General features: G+C 57.2%; 16 protein-coding genes. 11 read left to right on the top strand and 5 right to left on the bottom strand.

Annotated elements, in window-relative coordinates:
* Nucleotides 1-27: 27 nt before the first annotated feature.
* The 11 genes from MWU39_RS05120 to MWU39_RS05070 all read left to right on the top strand — a co-directional run bounded on the left by MWU39_RS05120 (nt 28) and on the right by MWU39_RS05070 (nt 14,763).
* Nucleotides 28-1,989 carry an EAL domain-containing protein gene (locus MWU39_RS05120; RefSeq protein ID WP_247158897.1) on the top strand — a complete coding sequence of 654 codons (1,962 nt, stop codon included), beginning with the start codon at nt 28-30 and terminating at the stop codon, nt 1,987-1,989.
* Nucleotides 1,990-2,285: 296 nt separating this feature from the next.
* The gene (gene mdh / locus MWU39_RS05115) at nt 2,286-3,248 is read left to right on the top strand and encodes a malate dehydrogenase (protein ID WP_247158896.1); all 963 of its coding nucleotides are present in this window, start codon (nt 2,286-2,288) and stop codon (nt 3,246-3,248) included.
* Nucleotides 3,245-3,925, top strand: a complete 681-nt coding sequence (locus MWU39_RS05110; protein WP_247158894.1) for a hypothetical protein — start codon at nt 3,245-3,247, stop codon at nt 3,923-3,925. Before mdh ends, MWU39_RS05110 begins: the two co-directional genes overlap by 4 nt.
* Nucleotides 3,922-4,812 carry a succinate--CoA ligase subunit alpha gene (sucD, locus tag MWU39_RS05105; RefSeq protein ID WP_247158893.1) on the top strand — a complete coding sequence of 297 codons (891 nt, stop codon included), beginning with the start codon at nt 3,922-3,924 and terminating at the stop codon, nt 4,810-4,812. The genes MWU39_RS05110 and sucD overlap by 4 nt, the downstream gene beginning before the upstream one ends.
* A gap of 34 nt (nt 4,813-4,846) precedes the next feature.
* A complete protein-coding gene (locus tag MWU39_RS05100; RefSeq protein ID WP_247158892.1) occupies nt 4,847-7,651 on the top strand; it encodes a 2-oxoglutarate dehydrogenase E1 component in 2,805 nt (934 codons plus the stop codon).
* A gap of 39 nt (nt 7,652-7,690) precedes the next feature.
* Nucleotides 7,691-8,896 carry a 2-oxoglutarate dehydrogenase complex dihydrolipoyllysine-residue succinyltransferase gene (gene odhB / locus MWU39_RS05095; protein ID WP_247158891.1) on the top strand — a complete coding sequence of 402 codons (1,206 nt, stop codon included), beginning with the start codon at nt 7,691-7,693 and terminating at the stop codon, nt 8,894-8,896.
* 66 nt (nt 8,897-8,962) lie between these two features.
* Nucleotides 8,963-10,375 (top strand): dihydrolipoyl dehydrogenase, encoded by a 1,413-nt coding sequence (lpdA, locus tag MWU39_RS05090; protein WP_247158890.1) that lies wholly within the window; start codon nt 8,963-8,965, stop codon nt 10,373-10,375.
* Nucleotides 10,376-10,493: 118 nt separating this feature from the next.
* The gene (locus MWU39_RS05085; protein ID WP_247158888.1) at nt 10,494-11,966 is read left to right on the top strand and encodes a DUF4403 family protein; all 1,473 of its coding nucleotides are present in this window, start codon (nt 10,494-10,496) and stop codon (nt 11,964-11,966) included.
* A 33-nt stretch (nt 11,967-11,999) separates the two neighbouring features.
* Nucleotides 12,000-13,373, top strand: a complete 1,374-nt coding sequence (locus tag MWU39_RS05080) for an amidase family protein (protein ID WP_247158887.1) — start codon at nt 12,000-12,002, stop codon at nt 13,371-13,373.
* 5 nt (nt 13,374-13,378) lie between these two features.
* Nucleotides 13,379-14,068, top strand: a complete 690-nt coding sequence (locus MWU39_RS05075; RefSeq protein WP_247158886.1) for a PepSY domain-containing protein — start codon at nt 13,379-13,381, stop codon at nt 14,066-14,068.
* Nucleotides 14,065-14,763 carry a trimeric intracellular cation channel family protein gene (locus MWU39_RS05070; RefSeq protein ID WP_247158885.1) on the top strand — a complete coding sequence of 233 codons (699 nt, stop codon included), beginning with the start codon at nt 14,065-14,067 and terminating at the stop codon, nt 14,761-14,763. Before MWU39_RS05075 ends, MWU39_RS05070 begins: the two co-directional genes overlap by 4 nt.
* Here MWU39_RS05070 and MWU39_RS05065 read toward each other — a convergent pair.
* The 5 genes from MWU39_RS05065 to MWU39_RS05045 all read right to left on the bottom strand — a co-directional run bounded on the left by MWU39_RS05065 (nt 14,760) and on the right by MWU39_RS05045 (nt 19,509).
* Nucleotides 14,760-15,530, bottom strand: a complete 771-nt coding sequence (locus MWU39_RS05065) for a hypothetical protein (protein WP_247158884.1) — start codon at nt 15,528-15,530, stop codon at nt 14,760-14,762. The genes MWU39_RS05070 and MWU39_RS05065 overlap by 4 nt on opposite strands.
* Before the next feature lie 169 nt (nt 15,531-15,699).
* Nucleotides 15,700-16,251 carry a hypothetical protein gene (locus tag MWU39_RS05060; protein ID WP_247158883.1) on the bottom strand — a complete coding sequence of 184 codons (552 nt, stop codon included), beginning with the start codon at nt 16,249-16,251 and terminating at the stop codon, nt 15,700-15,702.
* A gap of 188 nt (nt 16,252-16,439) precedes the next feature.
* Nucleotides 16,440-17,861 (bottom strand): serine hydrolase, encoded by a 1,422-nt coding sequence (locus tag MWU39_RS05055; RefSeq protein WP_247158882.1) that lies wholly within the window; start codon nt 17,859-17,861, stop codon nt 16,440-16,442.
* A gap of 88 nt (nt 17,862-17,949) precedes the next feature.
* A complete protein-coding gene (gene rplQ, locus MWU39_RS05050; protein WP_247158881.1) occupies nt 17,950-18,372 on the bottom strand; it encodes a 50S ribosomal protein L17 in 423 nt (140 codons plus the stop codon).
* An 81-nt stretch (nt 18,373-18,453) separates the two neighbouring features.
* Complete coding sequence (locus MWU39_RS05045) at nt 18,454-19,509, bottom strand: DNA-directed RNA polymerase subunit alpha (protein ID WP_247158880.1); 1,056 nt, start codon at nt 19,507-19,509, stop codon at nt 18,454-18,456.
* Between the last annotated feature and the right edge of the window lie 82 nt (nt 19,510-19,591).

Genomic DNA, 19,591 nt, shown 5'->3' with positions numbered 1-19,591 from the left:
ACGTCTTCGCTTTATTGCGGGTTGGGTATGAAAGCGCTTAGACCATTCGCGAAAGTTCGCGCGCTGCATAAACGGCGGGACCGCTCGGACAAAGTTTCCGCGCGCGTTCAGCGTATGCTGGTCAAATCGCTCTATGCCCAACCATCAAGTTTGGCGATCGGCGCGCTTGCAACCGTCTCAGCAGCTTTTGTGGCGGCGTGGATCGCCGATCGGAATGAACTCTATATCGCTGCAATCCTTCTTTCGGTGATCGCAGTAGCCCGGATAGTAGCTGCGCTTGGTCTTTCGCCAGATTCAGAGGGCAACAGCACCGCTAAACTTGAATTCGTCTATGAAGTCGGAGCCTTCAGCTTTGCTTTAGTGCTCGGCTGCACCGCTGCGTTCACCATTCTGATCGGTACAACGACGCAAGTCGAAGTCCTTATGGTAGCAAATGCTCTGGGTTACGGCATCGGTGTTTCGGCGCGCAATGCGGGCCGTCTGACAATTGCAATCGGACAGTTGAGCCTTTCATGCGTACCCATCGCGCTAGCGGCGTTTTGGACGGGATCACCGGGCTTTATTGCTCTTGGCTTGACGATCCTTCTGTTGATCCCGGCAATGATCTCGATTGCCAGCAACATTTTCAATGTGCTTCGCGATTCCATCGCATCAGCGGAAACCAGTGCCAAACTCGCTGACAGGATGAAAATCCTTGCCCGCACAGATGTCGTCACAGGACTGGCCAACAGGGCCGGTTTGAATCACGCAATGGTCGAGACCATGATGAGCATCGATGATGACAGCCATTTGGCGCTGATCTGGATCGATCTTGATCGCTTTAAAGAAGTGAACGACCTGCTTGGCCATCCGGTCGGTGATCGGGTTCTTAGCGAAGTGGCCCGCCGGCTTTCCGATGTCTGTCCGGAAGGTTCAACCGTTTCGCGGTTTGGCGGGGACGAATTCGTTATCTTCTGCCCTATCACCGACCGCAAACATGCAGAACTCCTCGCAAGCGAAATCCATGCGGAAATCATGGGTCCAATGCGGATCGACGGCGATCGCTTGGAAGTACGCGCATCACTGGGTGTCGCCTTGTTGCCTGAAGACGGCGCTGACACAGATACTCTGATGCAAAGCGCCGACCTTGCGCTTTATCACGCGAAGATAGGTGGACGCGGTCAGACGCGCTTCTTTGATGCTTCAATGACCCGCGATTTGGTCCGGCGGCGCGAGATTGAGGATGAATTGCGCGCCGCGATCCAACGCGAAGAACTGTCGATCTTCTTCCAGCCGATCGTTGATTTGGAAACCGGTAGAATTCGCACCTTTGAAGCGCTTGTGCGCTGGTTCCACCCGGTAAAGGGCGAACTGCGTCCGGATGAATTTATCCCAGTTGCCGAAGAAACCGGCGTTATTGTAACGCTTGGCAACTGGATCACAGCGCAAGCTGCGCGAGTGGCCGCGACCTGGCCGGAAGACGTTACCGTCGCGGTGAACCTGTCTCCATTGCAGATCCGTGCACCAGGTGCAGCGCTTGGTATCCGCAACGCTTTGCGCGAAGCTGGATTGGACCCGCATCGCCTCGAACTAGAAGTAACCGAAAGCCTGTTTGTCGAAGACAATCACGCGACCTCAAACTTCATTCAGGAACTTTCGGACATCGGCGTGAAATTCGCGTTGGATGACTTCGGAACGGGATATTCCTCGCTCGGCTACATCAACAAATATCCGTTCAACAAGATTAAGGTCGACCGCAGCTTTGTCTCTGGCAAAAATGTCGGGCGTAAGAGCGACGCGATCATCCGTGCTGTTGCCGAAATGGGATCAACGCTTGAGATGGAAATCGTGGCTGAAGGCCTTGAAACCATCGATCAGGTTGAGGCTGTACTCGAAGCCGGCTGTACTCTGGGCCAAGGCTTCTATTTCAGCCGCGCTGTGCCAGACTATCTCGCCGCGATGCTGCTGACGCAGGAACGCGAAGGCGATACCAAGAAGGTCGTCGGCTAACCGTCAGGATACTGCCGAAACCGGCATCTACCTAAAACTTGTAACACTGCGACGGTCTTTGGCGCAAAAATATGCGCGAATGCCCAGTGACGTCGCGCAGCTAAATACCTTATTGCAATTGCGAACTATATGCAAAGATAGTTGTCACATACGGTCTTTTGCCGGTTGCAATCGTACATGCACCCGCCTACCCCGCAGACAACACGTTCATAAGCCATGGCCTCACGGGACGAGGCTCGCGCTTTTGAATTGAGGATTGTTTTCGTCCCGATGAATTCTGGGAAGGAATCTTTCGAATGGCCCGCAAAAAAATCGCTCTGATCGGCTCCGGTATGATTGGCGGCACACTCGCCCACCTCGCTGCGAAGAAAGAAATGGGCGATATCGTTCTATTCGACATCGCCGAAGGCATGCCTCAAGGCAAAGCGCTCGACCTTAGCCAGTGCGGCCCGATCGAAGGCTTCGATGCAAAAATCACCGGCTCCAATGACTACGCCGATATCGCGGGCGCCGATGTTATCATCGTGACTGCAGGCGTGCCGCGCAAGCCGGGCATGAGCCGCGACGACCTGCTCGGCATCAACCTGAAAGTGATGAAGGCCGTTGGCGAAGGTATCAAGAACAACGCGCCCGATGCGTTCGTAATCTGCATCACCAACCCGCTCGATGCGATGGTTTGGGCCCTGCGCGAATTTTCCGGCCTGCCGCACAACAAAGTGGTCGGCATGGCGGGCGTTCTCGACAGCGCGCGTTTCGCAACCTTCCTCGCATGGGAATTTGATTGCAGCGTGAAGGATGTGAACGCGTTTGTTTTGGGCGGCCATGGCGACACTATGGTTCCCGTCCTCAGCTACTCCACGATCAACGGCATTCCGGTCAAAGACATGGCCAAGATCAAAGGCGTTTCGGAAGACCGCCTCGACGCAATCGTAGCCCGCACCCGCGCTGGCGGCGGCGAAATCGTGAAACTGCTTGGCAATGGCTCGGCCTATTACGCCCCCGCCACCAGCGCGATTTCTATGGCCGAAGCGTATTTGGGCGACCAGAAACGCATTCTGCCATCGGCATCCTATGTGACGGGCAAATACGGCGTTGACGGCATGTATGTCGGCGTACCGACCGTAATCGGCGCAGGCGGCACCGAAGATGTGGTCGAAATCGAACTGACCGACGAAGAGAAAGCGAACCTCAAAGTATCGACCGATGCGGTCGAGGAATTGCTCGAAGCGTGTAAGGGCCTGGATAGCTCGCTCGCTTGATGCGTTTCGCGATCCCCTTTTGCCTTTTTGCATTCGCAACGCCAGCGGCGGCACATGATGCCACGCTGGCGTATGTGGATGCCATGGAGGCACACCTTCTGGATTGCCCTGCGGTCAACGGCTTTGTCCCGAAGGGCGACATGCTCAGCGTTGATTGGGTAAAGCGCGACATCGAAGACCCAGTTTTGGCCGAGCATGCGGCGAAATTCGAAGCCGAAAGCAATACCCTTAAGGCCAACGTCAACGTCTACGACAAGACGGTCGAGGGCCTGGACCTTATCCAGTTCATGGCGATCCGTTCCGTTGAAGCGGAAGACGGTGCCCCTGCGGCATCTGTCGAAGGACTGGGTAACATCGGCGCTACGGAATACCTTTGCGTAACAATGGTGCCCGACCTTCCCTTTATGCCCTCGGGCAAGTTGCTCGGCGCAGTGTTCGGCAAAGACGCTGATGCAGGGATTGGAAATTCACCGGGTGATCTGCGCAACGGCACTTGGGTCTGGGACAATATCTCGCCAACGCATGTCCGCACGATTGCACGGTACACCAACTCTTTTTCCACTCAGTCGGACCTGCCGGAAGATGTTTTCTATCCGGGTTTCTATATACTGAGCTTTCGCAAATTCACTCCAGACAACACAACAGACACTGCCAAAGAAGAGAGCGATCAAGAATGAGCATCCTCATCAACAAAGACACCAAGGTCATCACTCAAGGGATGACCGGAAACACCGGTACATTCCACACCGAGCAGGCGATTGCCTATGGCTCGCAAATGGTGGCTGGCGTTACGCCTGGTAAAGGCGGTTCCACGCATATTGGCGTGCCGCAATTCAACACCGTGCGCGAAGCGAAAGAAGCGACCGGCGCGACGGCTTCGTGCATCTACGTACCGCCTCCTTTTGCTGCTGATGCGATTTGCGAAGCTATCGATGCAGAGGTGGAACTTATCATCTGCATCACCGAAGGCATTCCAGTGCTCGATATGGTTCGCGCCAAAGCCGCGCTAACCGGCAGCAAGTCGCGTCTGATCGGCCCGAACTGCCCCGGCGTCCTCACCCCTGATGAATGCAAAATCGGCATTATGCCGGGCAGCATCTTCAAAAAAGGCAGCGTTGGCGTTGTCTCGCGCTCCGGCACGCTCACCTATGAAGCCGTGCACCAGACCACGGCCGTTGGCCTTGGTCAGACGACCGCAGTCGGCATTGGCGGCGATCCGGTTAACGGCACCAACTTTATCGACGTGCTCGACCTGTTCCTTGACGATCCAGACACAAAATCGATGATCATGATCGGCGAGATTGGCGGATCGGCGGAAGAAGAAGCCGCCGAGTTCCTCAAGCAAGAAGCCGCAAAGGGTCGCAGCAAGCCGACCGTCGGCTTTATCGCTGGCCGCACAGCGCCTCCGGGGCGCCGTATGGGCCATGCCGGTGCGATCGTATCTGGCGGCAAAGGCGGCGCGGATGACAAGATCGCGGCGATGGAAGATGCGGGCATCCGCGTTTCGCCTTCGCCAAGCGAGCTCGGCACCACGCTCGACGCGATGCTCAAAGAACTGGCGTAAACCCGCCACTCCCTCCTCCCCACGGAGAACCCTAATGGGTCAAGAACCGAATGACTTTTTACCGCAAATGTCCGATCAGGAAGGGCCCCAGCCGGGTCCGTCATGGGGCAATCCGAAATGGCTTGATCAGGTCAGCGATTCTGGCGCTGACCTGACGACTGCCATGGACCCGACGCAGATGCGCGTTGTGGTGGAAAAAGCGGCCAAGAAAGCGGGCAAGCCAATTGATGACAAGGCGCTCGAAGATGCGTCTGATCTGTCCAACAAGGCGATGACTTTGGTGCGGCTTTACCGTGTGCGCGGGCACATGGCCGCTGAACTTGATCCGCTGGGCCTTTCCAGCCACCGCGCCAAGACACCAGAAGATCTGTCGCTGGCATTCCACGGGCTGGAGGGCAAGCAGTCGAGCGAAGTCTTTGTCGGAGGCGTTCTTGGCCTTGAATGGACCACCGTGGGTGAGCTTCATGAGCGCCTGAAAGAGGTGTATTGCGGCAAAGTCGGCCTTGAGTACATGCACATCGCCGACACCGAAGAGCGGCGTTTCCTGCAGGACAAATTCGAGAGCCCCGGCGAGACGATCCACTTTACGCCTGAGGGCAAGAAAGCGATCCTCGCAGCCGTTCTGCGCGGTGAGCAATACGAAGAGTTTCTCGGCAAGAAATATGTCGGGACCAAGCGTTTCGGCCTAGACGGCGGCGAGTCCATGATCCCTGCTCTTGAGGCAGTGATCAAACACGGCGGCAGCTCGGGCGTGCGCGAGATCATCTATGGCATGGCGCACCGCGGGCGCTTGAATGTCCTCGCGAATGTGATGGCCAAGCCTTACAAAGTGATCTTCCACGAATTTTCCGGCGGCTCTGCCAATCCTGAGGATGTCGGCGGATCGGGCGATGTGAAGTATCACCTCGGAACCAGCACTGATCGCACTTTCGACGATATCGAAGTGCACATGTCTCTGGTGCCTAACCCGTCGCACCTCGAAACGGTGAACCCTGTTGTGCTGGGCAAAACCCGCGCGCAGCAAGTCGTGCGTGAAGGCGCGACGACCGAGCAGGTTCTGCCCGTTCTGATCCACGGCGATGCGGCCTTTGCCGGCCAAGGTGTTGTCTGGGAAAGCCTCTCGCTTTCGGGCGTGCCTGGGTATGACACAGGCGGCTGTCTGCACTTTATCATCAACAACCAGATCGGCTTTACGACCTCGCCGAAATTCGCGCGGTCATCGCCCTACCCGTCCGACGTGGCGAAGGGTGTGATGGCTCCGATCCTGCACGTGAACGGTGATGATCCCGAAGCCGTGACTTTCGCATGCAAACTGGCCGTTGAATACCGCCAGAAATTTGGCCGCGATGTTGTGATCGACATGTGGTGCTATCGCCGCTTTGGCCACAACGAAGGCGACGAGCCGAAGTTTACCCAGCCGCTGATGTATGATGTGATCCGCAAGCACCCGAAAGTGAGCGTGCATTACGAACAGCGTCTGATCGCAGAAGGCGTGATTGACGAAGGGCACCGCGCCGAAGTGGCCGGCGAATTCGTGGCGCATCTCGAAGAAGAGTTTCAAGCGGCAAAGAGCTACAAGGCCAACGAAGCCGACTGGTTCGGTGGCCGCTGGGCGGGACTGAACAAGCCAGCCGATGATGAAACCGCCCGTCGCAATATCGAAACGGCGATCGAACCGAAGATGTTCGACAGCCTTGGACGCGTGCTCACCAACGTGCCAGATGATGTGAACATCCACAAAACGCTGGGCCGTGTGCTCAAGGCGAAAGGTGACATGTTCGAAAGCGGCGAAGGCTTTGACTGGGCCACCGCAGAGGCACTCGCTTTCGGCAGCCTTGTTATGGAAGGATACGGCGTTCGCCTGTCCGGTCAGGATAGTGGCCGCGGCACCTTCTCTCAGCGCCATGCCGTCTGGGTCGATCAGAAGACTGAGGACAAATATGTACCGCTAAGCACCCTGCCCCACGGCCATTTCGAAGTGCACGATTCCACTCTGTCGGAATATGGGGTGCTCGGCTTTGAATATGGCTTTGCCATGGCTGACCCGAAAACACTGGTCCTTTGGGAAGCGCAATTTGGTGACTTCGCCAACGGCGCGCAGATCATGATCGATCAGTATATTGCCGCAGGTGAAGCCAAATGGCTGCGTGCCAACGGCCTCGTTATGCTTCTGCCGCACGGATATGAAGGTCAGGGACCGGAGCACTCCTCCGCACGCCTCGAACGCTTCCTTCAACTGTGCGCGAACGACAATATCCAGGTCTGCAACATCACCACGCCGGCGAACTACTTCCATGTGCTTCGCCGCCAGATGCTGCGGAGCTTCCGCAAGCCGCTGGTGATTATGACGCCAAAGTCGCTGCTGCGTCATCCGCTGGCAAAAAGCCCGCGCGAGGAATTTACAGGCGATTGGCAGTTCAAGCGGATCAAATCCGATCTGACCGAAATCGCGGATAAGGACGTAAAGCGCCTCATCCTGTGTTCGGGCAAGGTCTATTATGATCTGTACGAAAAGCGTGAGGAAGAGGGTCTGAAAGACGTCTCTATCGTGCGCATTGAGCAGCTTTATCCGTTCCCGGGTGATCCACTGGCCGTGCGCCTCAAGCGCATGACCAATTTGAAAGATGTGATCTGGTGTCAAGAAGAGCCGAAAAACAACGGTTCGTGGTTCTTCGTACAGAACCAGATCGAGGATTCGCTCACACAGGCAGGCCACAATGGCATGCGTCCGACTTACGCCGGGCGTGATGCAGCGGCATCACCTGCAACAGGTCTCGCGAAACGTCATGCCGAGCAGCAAGAGGCGCTGGTCGCCGATGCTCTCGGGCTGTCGAAGTAATTTGAATTCACCCCAGTAACACGCTGAGGAATATGTAAAATGGCTACTGAAATCACTGTCCCGGCTCTTGGCGAGTCTGTTACCGAAGGATCAATCGGCGAATGGCTGAAACAGCCGGGCGACGCGGTCGCAGCCGATGAGCCTATCGTCAGTCTTGAGACCGATAAGGTCGCGGTTGATGTGCCCTCGCCCATCGCTGGCGTTTTGGTCGAACACAAAGCCGAGGTTGGCGACACAGTCGAAGTTGGCGCGGTTCTCGCGGTAATCGATGAAGGCGCGAGCGCCGGTGCCGCTCCCGCTGCAAAAGAAGCGGCTCCCGCTCCGGCAGCGTCAAAAGAAGCTACCGGCGATGCCGCTGTCACCATGTCGCCGGCTGTGCGCCGCGCGGTTCTGGAACACGGCGTTGATCCGAGCACGATCAAGGGTACTGGCAAGGACGGTCGGTTGACCAAGGAAGACGTGATTGCGGCTGCCAAAGCAAAGAGCAGCCCTGCTCCTGCTCCGGCGGCATCGTCTGCACCGGCTGCGCCAGCTGCCACAGGCGAACGCCGCGAAGAGCGAGTCAAAATGACCCGCATGCGCCAGACCATCGCCAAGCGTCTGAAAGGCGCTCAGGAAGAGGCTGCGCTGCTTACCACGTTCAACGATGTGGACATGAGCGCGGTGATCGAAGCGCGCTCCAAATACAAAGACCTGTTCGCCAAGAAACACGATATCCGCCTCGGATTTATGGGTTTCTTCGCAAAGGCCGCGTGTCTTGCGCTTAAAGACGTGCCGAGTGTGAACGCTTACATCGAAGGCGATGAGATCGTTTATCACGACTATGTCGATATTTCGGTCGCTGTCTCTGCTCCGAACGGCCTTGTCGTCCCAGTGATCCGCGATTGTCAGGACAAAGGCTTTGCCCGGATCGAAAAAGACATCGCCGATTTCGGTGCGCGCGCCAAGGAAGGCACGCTGACCATGGCCGATATGACAGGCGGCACCTTCACCATTTCGAATGGCGGCGTGTTCGGATCGTTGATGTCGACCCCGATCATCAACCCGCCGCAGAGCGCCGTGCTTGGCCTTCACCGGATTGAAGACCGCGCGGTGGTTGTGAATGGCGAGATCGTGATCCGTCCGATGATGTATATCGCGCTCTCCTATGATCACCGCCTGATCGATGGTCGCGAAGCCGTAACCGCGCTGAAAATCATCAAGGAAGCAATCGAAGATCCAACCCGGATGCTGATCGACCTTTGATCCGGCATCCCCTAGTTGACCCCTGAAATTCCGATCCCACCTGATACGGGATCATGGAGCTAGAAAATGGCTGAATACGACTACGACGTCCTTGTTATCGGTGCCGGTCCCGGCGGCTATGTCGCGGCTATCCGCGCTGCGCAGCTGGGCCTAAAAACCGCTTGTGCAGAAGGCAGGGAAACCCTTGGCGGGACATGCCTCAATGTCGGTTGTATCCCTTCCAAGGCGATGCTGCACGCATCCGAGTACTACGACGCCGCTGCCAATGGCACGATGGCCGATATGGGCGTGGACGTGACGCCAAAGCTTAACCTTGAGAAGATGCACGCCCAGCGCATCGATGCGGTTGATGGTCTTACCAAAGGCATCGAGTTCCTGTTCAAGAAGAACAAGGTCGACTGGAAGAAAGGCTACGCCACTTTCCAGGATGCGCACACTGTCAAAGTCGGCGACGAAACCGTCACCGCAAAAGACATTGTCATCGCAACCGGTTCTTCCGTCACGCCCCTTCCCGGCGTTGAGGTCGACAACGACAAAGGCGTGGTAGTCGATTCCACCGGGGCGCTTGAGCTTGCCAAAGTGCCGAAGAAAATGGTCGTCATCGGTGGTGGCGTTATCGGGTTAGAGCTCGGCTCGGTCTGGCGCCGCCTTGGCGCGGAAGTCACTTGCATCGAATATCTCGACGAAATCCTGCCCGGTCTCGACGGCGATATCCGCAAGGAATCGCGCAAGATTTTCAAGAAGCAGGGTATCGATTTCAAGCTTGGTACGAAAGTCACCGGCGTAGCTGTCAAAGGCAAAACCGCCACACTGACGATGGAACCAGCGGCAGGCGGCGATGCGGAGACGATGGACGTCGATTGCGTGCTCGTATCTATCGGGCGTAAGCCGAATACCGACGGCCTAGGTCTCGACGCGATTGGCCTTGAAACCAATCAGCGCGGCCAGATCGAAATTGATCACGATTTCCGCACCAAGGTCGATAATGTTTGGGCCATCGGCGACTGTGTCCCCGGCCCGATGCTCGCGCACAAAGCCGAGGATGAGGGCATTGCGGTCGCGGAAAACATCGCTGGCGAAACCGGCATTGTGAACCACGACGTGATCCCGAATGTCGTCTACACCCTGCCCGAAATCGCTGGCGTCGGTCTGACAACCGAGCAAGCCATCGAACAGGCTGGCGGCGACAAGAAAGCAATCAAGGTCGGCAAATTCCCGATGATGGCGAACAGCCGCGCAAAGACCAATCACGAGCCAGATGGCTTCGTAAAAGTCATCGCCGATGCGGAGACCGACCGCGTTCTGGGCGTATGGTGCATCGCCAGCGTCGCAGGTACGATGATTGCCGAAGCGGGCATCGCGATGGAATTCGGCGCGACATCAGAAGACATCGCCTATACCTGCCACGCTCACCCCACCCATGCCGAAGCCATGAAGGAAGCGGCGATGGGCGTGCGCGGCAAGCCGATCCATATGTAACGAATGCCGTCCTTTAGCGGCGGAAATCACTACCAAAATTGATTCAGCGCCCCCTCTCGCCTAAACACAAATGGTGAGAGGGGGCGCTATCACTTTGGGGCACAAACATATCAGCAGCATGGCTGCGCGTATTATGGGCTTTGCGCTTGCGATCCCGCTCGCCCTGTCAGGTTGCTCGTTTCAGGAAGAGGTCAAACCTCCACCGCGCTTAAACGATGCAATCGAGGTGCCCGATGGCCAATCGACCCTCGCAACCGATATCGAAATGAGCCTTGCGCCTATGCGCCGCGCACTTGAGAGTGAAGTGCCAACGCGGCTGTGGTCACTCAATAGGGCAAACGCTGAATGCGTTCCGTCTCAGCGGACCGAAGTGCTCGGTGTCACGCTCAAATCGCCCAAGATTAAATGCGATCTGGCAGGTGCTGTCTCGCGCGGTAAATTGACCCTGCGGGGTAGAGGCCAAGACCTGATTGTGACCATGCCGATCCGCGCAAAAATGACTGCGAATGACATCGCCGGCATTATTGACAAGAAGACGGCGACCGCCAGCGCGACGGTTACCGCGAGGGTGAGGCTTTCGGTGCGTAAGGATTGGTCCGTGCGCGGAAAGGTTTCGATCAATTACGATTGGCGGCAGCCCCCCACCGTGTCGCTGCTTGGTCAGAAAGTGACATTCGCAAACGAAGCGGATGAGCGGCTGAGCAAGGTCATCAGAACTTTGGAACAGACATTAGAGCGGGAGATTGCGAAGCTCAATCTACGCAGCCAGATCGAACCGATGTGGGAGCGAGGGTATTCCGTCCTGTCGCTCAACAGCAAAAACCCGCCCGTCTGGATGCGGCTGACACCGCGGGGTTTGGGCTACGACGGCTATAGTGCTTCGCGAAATGCTATCATCGTCTCGATGCGGCTCAACGCATCGACGGAAATCTTTGTTGGCGAAAAGCCGCCGGCACCGGAAGCCAACCCGCTGCCCGATATGATGGAACGAGCCGCTTCGGACGCGAAGCTCGCGCTCACCTTACCGGTGATTGCGGATTATGATCAGTTGGAGGGTGTGATAAAACGCGCTCTTGAAAAGCGTGCCGAGCGCCCATTTCCTGTACCTGCAATCGGAGACCGTATGGTCGAATTGCGCTCTGTGACGGTATACGGCACCAGCGATTATCGCGTGGCAGTCGGTGTGGAATTCGAAGCGTGGAAGTCAGATGAGCGGGATAAACCGGCAAGCGGAACAGTCTGGCTTACCGCCCTCCCCCACAATGCAGAAAACTCTCGCAAAATCGAATTCGTCGAGCCTGATTATCAGGTCGAAACGACACGCTTTACCACCAACGTTCTGCTGGAAATTGCCAAGACACAGGATTTCTCATCGACCATCGAAGACGCGCTGACACAGAATTTCGAAGACGACTTTAGCGAATTGATGGGCAAGGTTGATAAAGCGATAGCATCAAAACAGTTCGGCGATTTCACCATTACGACCGACATCGAAAAGGTATCCACCGGGCAGCTGACAGCCTATGGCGAAGGCCTGTTCCTTCCGGTATCGGCGGACGGGGAAACGCAAATCCGCTACGCACCGCAATAGCCGGATGGCGCACGTATCAAGGGAATTCACGCTGTGGCTTATCCAAAACTCACCGACAAACCCGGCGCGCTTGAAACCGCTGCGGCTATTCGCAAGGGTGATCTGACTCCGCATGAAGCGGTTGATGCGGCGATTGTTCGTATCGGAAAGCTGGATTCCGAAATCAACGCCTTGGCCGTTCCTGATTTTGAACGCGCCTATGCCGAAGCGCGTGCGAAAGAAGAACAGGCAATCCATCCCAACGGTGCACCCGACTTTCAGCCTCTATTTGGCGTCCCGATGACCGTCAAAGAAAGCTTCGATGTCGAAGGACTTCAATCCTGTTGGGGACACGAACATCTGACTGACTACATCGCGCCGCGCGATTCCGAACTTGTCCGCCGTTTGAAAGCCGCTGGTGCGATTATCATCGGCAAAACCAATGTGCCGATCGATCTGTCTGACTGGCAGAGTTTCAACTCGGTCTATGGCCGCTCGAATAACCCTCACAACCCCGAACGATCGCCGGGCGGTTCCTCAGGGGGCAGCGCAGCTGCCGTGGCCAGCGGTATGGTCCCTTGCGAATATGGCACCGATATTGGCGGCTCTGTCCGCGTTCCCGCCCATTTCTGCGGCATTTGGGGGCACAAGACGTCCTGGGGCCTGGTGAGCAAACGAGGTCACGATCACCCGCAAATGGCGAAACGTGAAGGCTTTGTCGCGGCGCATGATGGTGCGCTTTCGATTGCTGGCCCGCTAGCCCGCACAGCCGGAGATCTTGCGCTTCTAACCGAGCTCGGCGCGAGCGTACCGCTTCGTCGCAGCAAGAAACGTCTGCGCGATTGCCGTATTCTGGCGATCACCGAATTCCCCGATAGTCCGGTTGATGTAAGCGTGCTTGAGCCGACCAATACCGCGCTCAAACGTCTCGAGCGCGGCGGGTTGAAGATAGACCATGCCAGCAAACTTGTGCCCGACCTTGCCCGGCAACAGGAAGACTATTTGCGGATGCTCAACATCTGCATGGCCCGCGGTGCTCCCTCACCCGATGGCAAACAAGCCAGCGCTGCGGATTGGTTCGACTTGCTCGATGCGCAAGCAGCAAACGAATTCCTCTGGGCGCAACTGTTTGAAACCTATGATTTCGTGCTTGCCCCGCCCGCGCCCGTTCTGGCGATTCCGCATCTGGATGGCTCGGTTTTCAACTCGACCATTCGCGTGAATGGCGAAGATATGCCCGCTGGCGCTGGCCTGACATGGGCCGGACTTGCGTCTTTCCCGAACCTGCCATCAACAGTCCTCCCGATTGGACACGGCACCTATGAAGGCGCAAAGCTGCCTTGCGGAATGCAGGTTATCGGCCCGCGCTGGAGCGATCTTGATTGCATTGCTGCGGCGGACACACTCGCGACAATCCTGCACGGATAACCACTATGGCCAAAACAATGCGGCTTTTCGTCAAATGGCACATCTGGCTTGGATGGCTGGTTGGTGTACCGATCGTAATGTGGATCGCGACCGGCCTATTTATGGTCAGCAAGCCTATCGCGGAGGTGCGCGGCAATCACCTGCGCATTGATCAGCCGCAATCACCGTTGATCATCGAAGGCAGCGACCTTGCGACAGAAGACATGCAGATCGCGGAGATGCGCGCCACTATGCAAGATGGCAGAGCCGTCGCGATCCTGACAACGCTGGACGGCGTTACGAGCCGCGTCGACATGGCGACAGGAGAGCCGATTGCGGCTCTTGTTGCCGAGGATGCGAGGGCAATCGCAGCGGAGCGGATCGTGGGCGGCGACAAGGTCCGCTCTGTGACGTTTTTCAATGCTGACGAAGTGCCCTTCGACTTCCGCCGGCCGATGCCTGTATGGCAGGTCGCGTTAGAAGATGGCGCTCATATCTATATCGGCCGTGATACAGGCGAAATCGAGGCCGTGCGCACCAGTTGGTGGCGGTGGTTCGATTTCATGTGGGGCCTGCACATCATGGACTTTTCGGAACGCGAAGACACGAGCCATCCGATCCTGATCCTGTTCGCGGCTCTCGCGCTCATCGGATCGCTGCTCGGAACTGTCCTGATGTTTCGCCGCCGCAAAACCAAAGCAAGTGCGCCGGTATGAACGAGACGATCCTGACACCGATCCTCGATCTGCTCGACATCGTGGGTATTGCGGTTTTCGCGCTGTCTGGCGCTGTGATCGCTGCGCGCGAGAAACAAACCTTTGTGACGATGGGCTTCTTCGCCTTGGTCACAGGTGTCGGCGGCGGCACGGTTCGCGATCTGTTGATCGATGCGCCAGTTTTCTGGATCACCGATCCGTGGGTCGCTGCGGTCTGCCTAGGTTGCGCATTGATCGCTTGGTTCACGCCGCTAACTTTTTGGCAGGGCAAGCTGTTCGATATGGCCGATGGCGCCGGCCTCGCAGCCTATGCTGTGCTCGGAAGCGCAAAGGCGCTCGCTTATGGTGTTCCGCCCATACCAGCCATATTGATGGGCATTATCACTGGCTGCGTCGGCGGCATCATCCGTGATGTGGTGGCAGGCCGCCCCTCAATCATCATGCAGCCGGAGCTGTATGTCACCGCCGCAGCCCTAAGCTCTGCAATAACCGTGGCGGGAATGACGCTGCTGACTTGGTTGTCCTTGTCCATCCCGAACGGATGGATTTGGGCTGGCGCCTTTATCGCAGGCTTTGCCCTTCGCGCCGCTGCAATCCAGTGGGAGCTCGGGCTGCCAAGCTACCGGACAAAAACAATCGAGCCCGAGACGTCTCCGCCCCGGGCTCTCGATAGTGCAAAGTCTGAAGGTGATTAACCGCCGAGATCGGCGTCCACATCACCCGGATATTCATCGCCCGGTACGGGTCCGCCGGGATAGGCAGGGAGCTGTTCGGGAGTGGCATCGGCGCGCTGCTGTCCTTGAACCTTAGCACGCGCTGCTGTGTAGCGATCATCACTCCACTGCCGGTCATCACCGCGAGCCCGCGTCGTATTCGCCGCATCATAACCGCTGGCTTGAAAGCCGCCGTAATTGACATCGGAAATGCGCCCATCATTGCCGATCTGACAAGCAAAGCCGTTCCCATTGAAAAGCGCACCAGTCACGGTCCAACCCTCGGCGGTCCGATCAACATTATCCACGCTATCAACGCGAACATCGCGCTCAATCCGGGTCACGCATTGATCGACCGCACTTTCGAGGCCCGAACCTGCATTGCTGCGGCGCGTGTCACGGCGGTCCTGATCGCGGTCATAGTCGCGCGTCCGGCGATAGTCCGGCTCGCGATAGGTGCGATCTTTCTTGTTAGAGGCGTTCGCAATGGCAGCGATGCCGCCAATGATCAGTACACCGGTCAGCACGTCGCCCGCGCTCACGCGGTTGCGGCGATAACGGTGGCGGCCCCAACGGCGGTGATGTTCGGCAAGAACATCGCCCTCGTCAAAGCGGCTCTGGGCGAAATCGGTGAAAATAACACTGGTTGCAGACGGCGCAGGCGCAGCGGGAAGTTCGGCAGCGCTCGCTGGTGTGGCAGACATCGCAGCGGCGGCGGCAAAGCCGGCAATCGCGGCGGTAGGTTTCATTGAAAGCATAAATGCTCCCTCCTGTTTGAAACGAGCGGCCACCAATCGCTCTAATGTGAGATGCGCATAAGCGGCTCAGGCTTTCAATGGCCTGAACCGCTTATGGCTGGTGGTGGTTGTTATGGACGGGACGGCGGGAGGACCGCCCCGGCCTTTTCACGAGCCGCGATCAACGCAGGCCGCGAATTCCGTTGAAATCAACCTGCGGACGTCCGCGGCCATCAACGTAGCAGGTGAACTTGCCGCGATCAGCACGGTAGCCACGTGCGCCTTCGACCTGGATGCGGCCCTTCACACGGAACCCGTAACGGGTGCGATCAACGTCGCGGATCTGGGTCACATCGGCATAACGGTAGCCACCGAAGCGGCGGGCCTTACGCTCGGCCACACGGACACAGCGTTCCACTGCGTTACGGCCATTGTTAAAGCCGCGATTGTTGTAGCGGACGTTGTGGTTGTAACCGCGATTTTGGTTGTAGCCGCGATTGTTGTGGCGATAATTCCGGTCGCGATATCCGCGTTTCTTGTCGCCATCGAACGCTCCGGCAAGGGCGGCAATGCCGCCTATAATCACAGCGCCTGCGATCACATCGCCAGCATCGATACCGCGATCACGGTGCCGGTCCTGTGCGGCCGCTGGGGTGGCAGTCGCAAGGGCCATCGCGCCAGCGGCGACAGTCCCGAGCGTGCCTTTGGCGAGTGTCTTGGTAAGCTTCGTCATAGGTCTCATCCTCGGGTTGTGCCGATGCGGGTTTGCGCCGGCTACAAACCCCTTATGGATGATTCGCTATTTGCTGAGCCTGACTGACCCTTGCAGCATTTGTTCAGATAAATGCGTACTTTTCTGAACAACCTGTTTGATTGCCGCCGAAGTCCGTTCCTACATAACGTCCCTGAATGAGCCGAAGCTTAATCAATCGCGGCCAAGACGTCTCTGGTGAATTTGGCAATATCAAAACGCGTGCCGACCATGTCTTCTCCGCGCCGCACAATCACGACATTGCGGCTCGGCACCACCACGACATACTGGCCGCGATTGCCGCGCGCGGCAAAGGCATCGTCTGGAATGCCCTCAAACGCGTTCCCGTCAGGTCGGCGGAAGGTCCACCAGCCCGCGCCATATCCCCACTGCGTCCCCTCAGGCTGCGGACCTGATGGATCAGAGACATATTCGCGCCAGTTTTCGGGAAGCAATCGCTCGCCATTCCACATGCCATCGTTGAGATACAGCTGACCGAGCTTCGCCAAGTCGCGCGCTGTCGACCAGACTTGGCTCGAAAGCACGTAATTGCCGCGAATATCGGTTTCCGCGACCGTGTGATCCATCCCGAGCTTTTCAAAGAATTCGTGAGGCGGATAGAATGACAGCCAGCTGTCGACCGCCTTCACAGCCATCAGAGTGTCGTTGTTTGCATAGCGATAGACAGTGCCCGGCTTTGCGATCACTGGCCAATTCGCAGCGCGCTCGTCAACGGTGGTTCCGCCCCAATAGAGCGGATCGGTGCGATTCCCGGGCGTGTCCGAATACCGGCCTGTCGCCATACGCAGAGCGTGATCAATCGTGATCGCATTGCGCGCATCTCCCGATCCGCCAGAACGCCAGTAATTCAGGCCGACCAAATCATCGACGGTGAACTCGCCGGACTGGACTGCGGCGCCTACAAATGTCGCGGCGATACTCTTTGCCACTGACCAAGTGCGTTGGGGCGTATCTGGACCGAAGCCTTCGGCATAGCGCTGCTCGATCAACTTGCCGTCCTTCAAGACGACTGCTGCGGTGGAGCGAACGCCCTCCCCATAGGTGTCGGTCGAAAATGCAGTCGCTATCGTTTCGCTGAACCGCTTCTTCACCTTGCCGCCATCCGGGAATGCTGAGTCTTCGCCGGCTTTGTTGATTGCTTCTATTTCGATTGGCAGTTCTGGATTGCTAACGCCCTCCGGAGCGCCAATCGGCAAAACCGAACAACCAGTATCTTCGCCATAATACGCCGCTACCCGGTCTGGCATGTCTTCGGCCCATTCAACCTGCACATGCGCGACTTGCCCCGTTGGTCGACGCACGATTTCATAGGGCATATCCCGGACGATATCGTCTAGTGGCGCCTGTATCCCCGTTAGTTCCCAAGCGTGAATACTCTCAGGCGTACGAGCCGTGCCGTTACGTTCAGCATTCGCGATACCGCTACAAAGAAATAACGCCTTATACCCCGCCGCCAGCGCACGATCATAACGCGTATCAAGGCGCTCCTGAGCGCTTTGCGCCTGTGCAGAAGCCGAGAGACCAATCGAAGCGAGTGCCGCGCCTGTGGCGGCAAGTGTGAGCATTTTCATGCTCGCAGACCCTAATGCGGCGCGCACAAAAGAAAAGGGCCGGCAGATTACTCTGCCAGCCCCTCTATGTCGTTTGTCGAATGACGAATTACGCGTCTGCGTATTCCTCGTCTTCGTTCATGACCGGACCGCTATCCTGACCCTTGGCATCTTCATCGCGCTCTACGAACTCGATAATTGCCATCTGGGCGCTGTCGCTTGCACGGTAGCCGGCTTTGATGATGCGGGTGTAACCGCCATCACGGTCGCTGTAACGCTCAGCCAGAACGTCGAACAGCTTTTTAAGCTGGGTTTCGTCAAGCAGGCGAGACTGAGCAAGGCGGCGGTTCGAAAGACCACCACGCTTAGCAAGCGTGATCAGCTTTTCGATGTACGGACGCAGTTCCTTCGCTTTTGGAAGCGTGGTCTGGATCTGCTCGTGCTTGATCAGCGCGGCCGACATGTTGCGGAAAAGAGCCTTACGGTGGCCCGACTTACGGCTCAGCTTACGCTGTGAAATACCGTGACGCATAATTCATATCCTTCGTTTGTAAGGGGCCCGTATCAGGTAGCCCGGTACTGGCGGCGCTTAAGGTGCGCCGCCGGAACCTGATTAACCGAGCAGCTCTTGTTCGAGCTTCTTGGCCATTTCTTCGATGTTCTCTGGTGGCCAGCCTGGAATGTCCATGCCAAGGCGCAGACCCATGCTGGAGAGAACTTCTTTGATCTCGTTAAGCGACTTGCGGCCAAAGTTTGGCGTGCGCAGCATCTCGGCTTCGGTCTTTTGAACCAGATCGCCGATATAGATGATGTTGTCGTTCTTGAGGCAGTTTGCCGAACGAACCGAAAGCTCCAGTTCGTCAACCTTCTTGAGAAGGTAACGGTTGAGCTGGTTGGCGTCGTCTTCCTGCGGCGTCGCGGCCTGACCAATCATGGCCGACTGCGGCTGCGGGATACCGTCTTCGAAGTGGACGAACAGCGTCAGCTGATCCTGAAGGATGCGCGCAGCATAAGCCACAGCGTCTTCAGGTGTGACAGTGCCATCGGTTTCAACGGTCAGCGAAAGCTTATCGTAGTCCAGTTCCTGGCCAACACGGGCGTTTTCGACCTTGTAGCTCACCTGACGGACAGGCGAGTAAAGCGAGTCGACCGGGATCAGGCCGATCGGCGCGTCGGCCGGACGGTTCTGAACAGCTGGCGAGTAGCCTTTGCCCACGTCAGCGGTCAGCTCCATGTTGAGCGTCGCGCCTTCATCGAGGTGACACAGGACGAGGTCCTTATTCATCACTTCGATGTCGCCGGAAACAGCGATATCGCCAGCTTTGACGGTTGCTGGACCTGTTACAGAAAGCTGAAGCCGCTTTGGACCTTCGCCTTCCATTTTGAGAGCGATCTGCTTCACGTTGAGGACCATATCGGTCACATCTTCGCGCACACCGGCGAGCGAAGAGAATTCGTGAAGGACATTTTCGATCTTGATCGAGGTGATCGCAGCACCCTGAAGCGAGCTGAGCAGAACGCGGCGGAGAGCGTTGCCGAGCGTCAGGCCAAAGCCACGCTCAAGCGGTTCAGCTACAAAAGTAACCTTACGCTGTTTATCACCACTATCCTTGATCTCGAGGGTGTTGGGTTTCTTAAGTTCCTGCCAGTTCTTCGTATTGACGGACATGGATTTCCCCTAATTCGCCTGGTGGCGGTTCAAATGACGGTCGGACCCTTTGCAGTGGAAGCCTGCATCGGATCCGTCCGGT

Origin of the sequence: Erythrobacter sp. F6033, assembly GCF_023016005.1 — a bacterium.
Lineage (GTDB): Bacteria > Pseudomonadota > Alphaproteobacteria > Sphingomonadales > Sphingomonadaceae > Erythrobacter.
Note: the sequence above shows the minus strand (reverse complement) of the source record. Positions and strands in the feature narration are given on the sequence as shown.

Coding starts and splice junctions, on each gene's coding strand:
- MWU39_RS05120 (WP_247158897.1), top strand. CDS start 28: ATGAAAGCGCTTAGACCATTCGCGAAAGTTCGCGCGCTGCATAAACGG.
- mdh (WP_247158896.1), top strand. CDS start 2,286: ATGGCCCGCAAAAAAATCGCTCTGATCGGCTCCGGTATGATTGGCGGC.
- sucD (WP_247158893.1), top strand. CDS start 3,922: ATGAGCATCCTCATCAACAAAGACACCAAGGTCATCACTCAAGGGATG.
- MWU39_RS05100 (WP_247158892.1), top strand. CDS start 4,847: ATGGGTCAAGAACCGAATGACTTTTTACCGCAAATGTCCGATCAGGAA.
- odhB (WP_247158891.1), top strand. CDS start 7,691: ATGGCTACTGAAATCACTGTCCCGGCTCTTGGCGAGTCTGTTACCGAA.
- lpdA (WP_247158890.1), top strand. CDS start 8,963: ATGGCTGAATACGACTACGACGTCCTTGTTATCGGTGCCGGTCCCGGC.
- MWU39_RS05085 (WP_247158888.1), top strand. CDS start 10,494: ATGGCTGCGCGTATTATGGGCTTTGCGCTTGCGATCCCGCTCGCCCTG.
- MWU39_RS05075 (WP_247158886.1), top strand. CDS start 13,379: ATGGCCAAAACAATGCGGCTTTTCGTCAAATGGCACATCTGGCTTGGA.
- MWU39_RS05070 (WP_247158885.1), top strand. CDS start 14,065: ATGAACGAGACGATCCTGACACCGATCCTCGATCTGCTCGACATCGTG.
- MWU39_RS05065 (WP_247158884.1), bottom strand. CDS start 15,530: ATGAAACCTACCGCCGCGATTGCCGGCTTTGCCGCCGCCGCTGCGATG.
- MWU39_RS05060 (WP_247158883.1), bottom strand. CDS start 16,251: ATGACGAAGCTTACCAAGACACTCGCCAAAGGCACGCTCGGGACTGTC.
- MWU39_RS05055 (WP_247158882.1), bottom strand. CDS start 17,861: ATGAAAATGCTCACACTTGCCGCCACAGGCGCGGCACTCGCTTCGATT.
- rplQ (WP_247158881.1), bottom strand. CDS start 18,372: ATGCGTCACGGTATTTCACAGCGTAAGCTGAGCCGTAAGTCGGGCCAC.
- MWU39_RS05045 (WP_247158880.1), bottom strand. CDS start 19,509: ATGTCCGTCAATACGAAGAACTGGCAGGAACTTAAGAAACCCAACACC.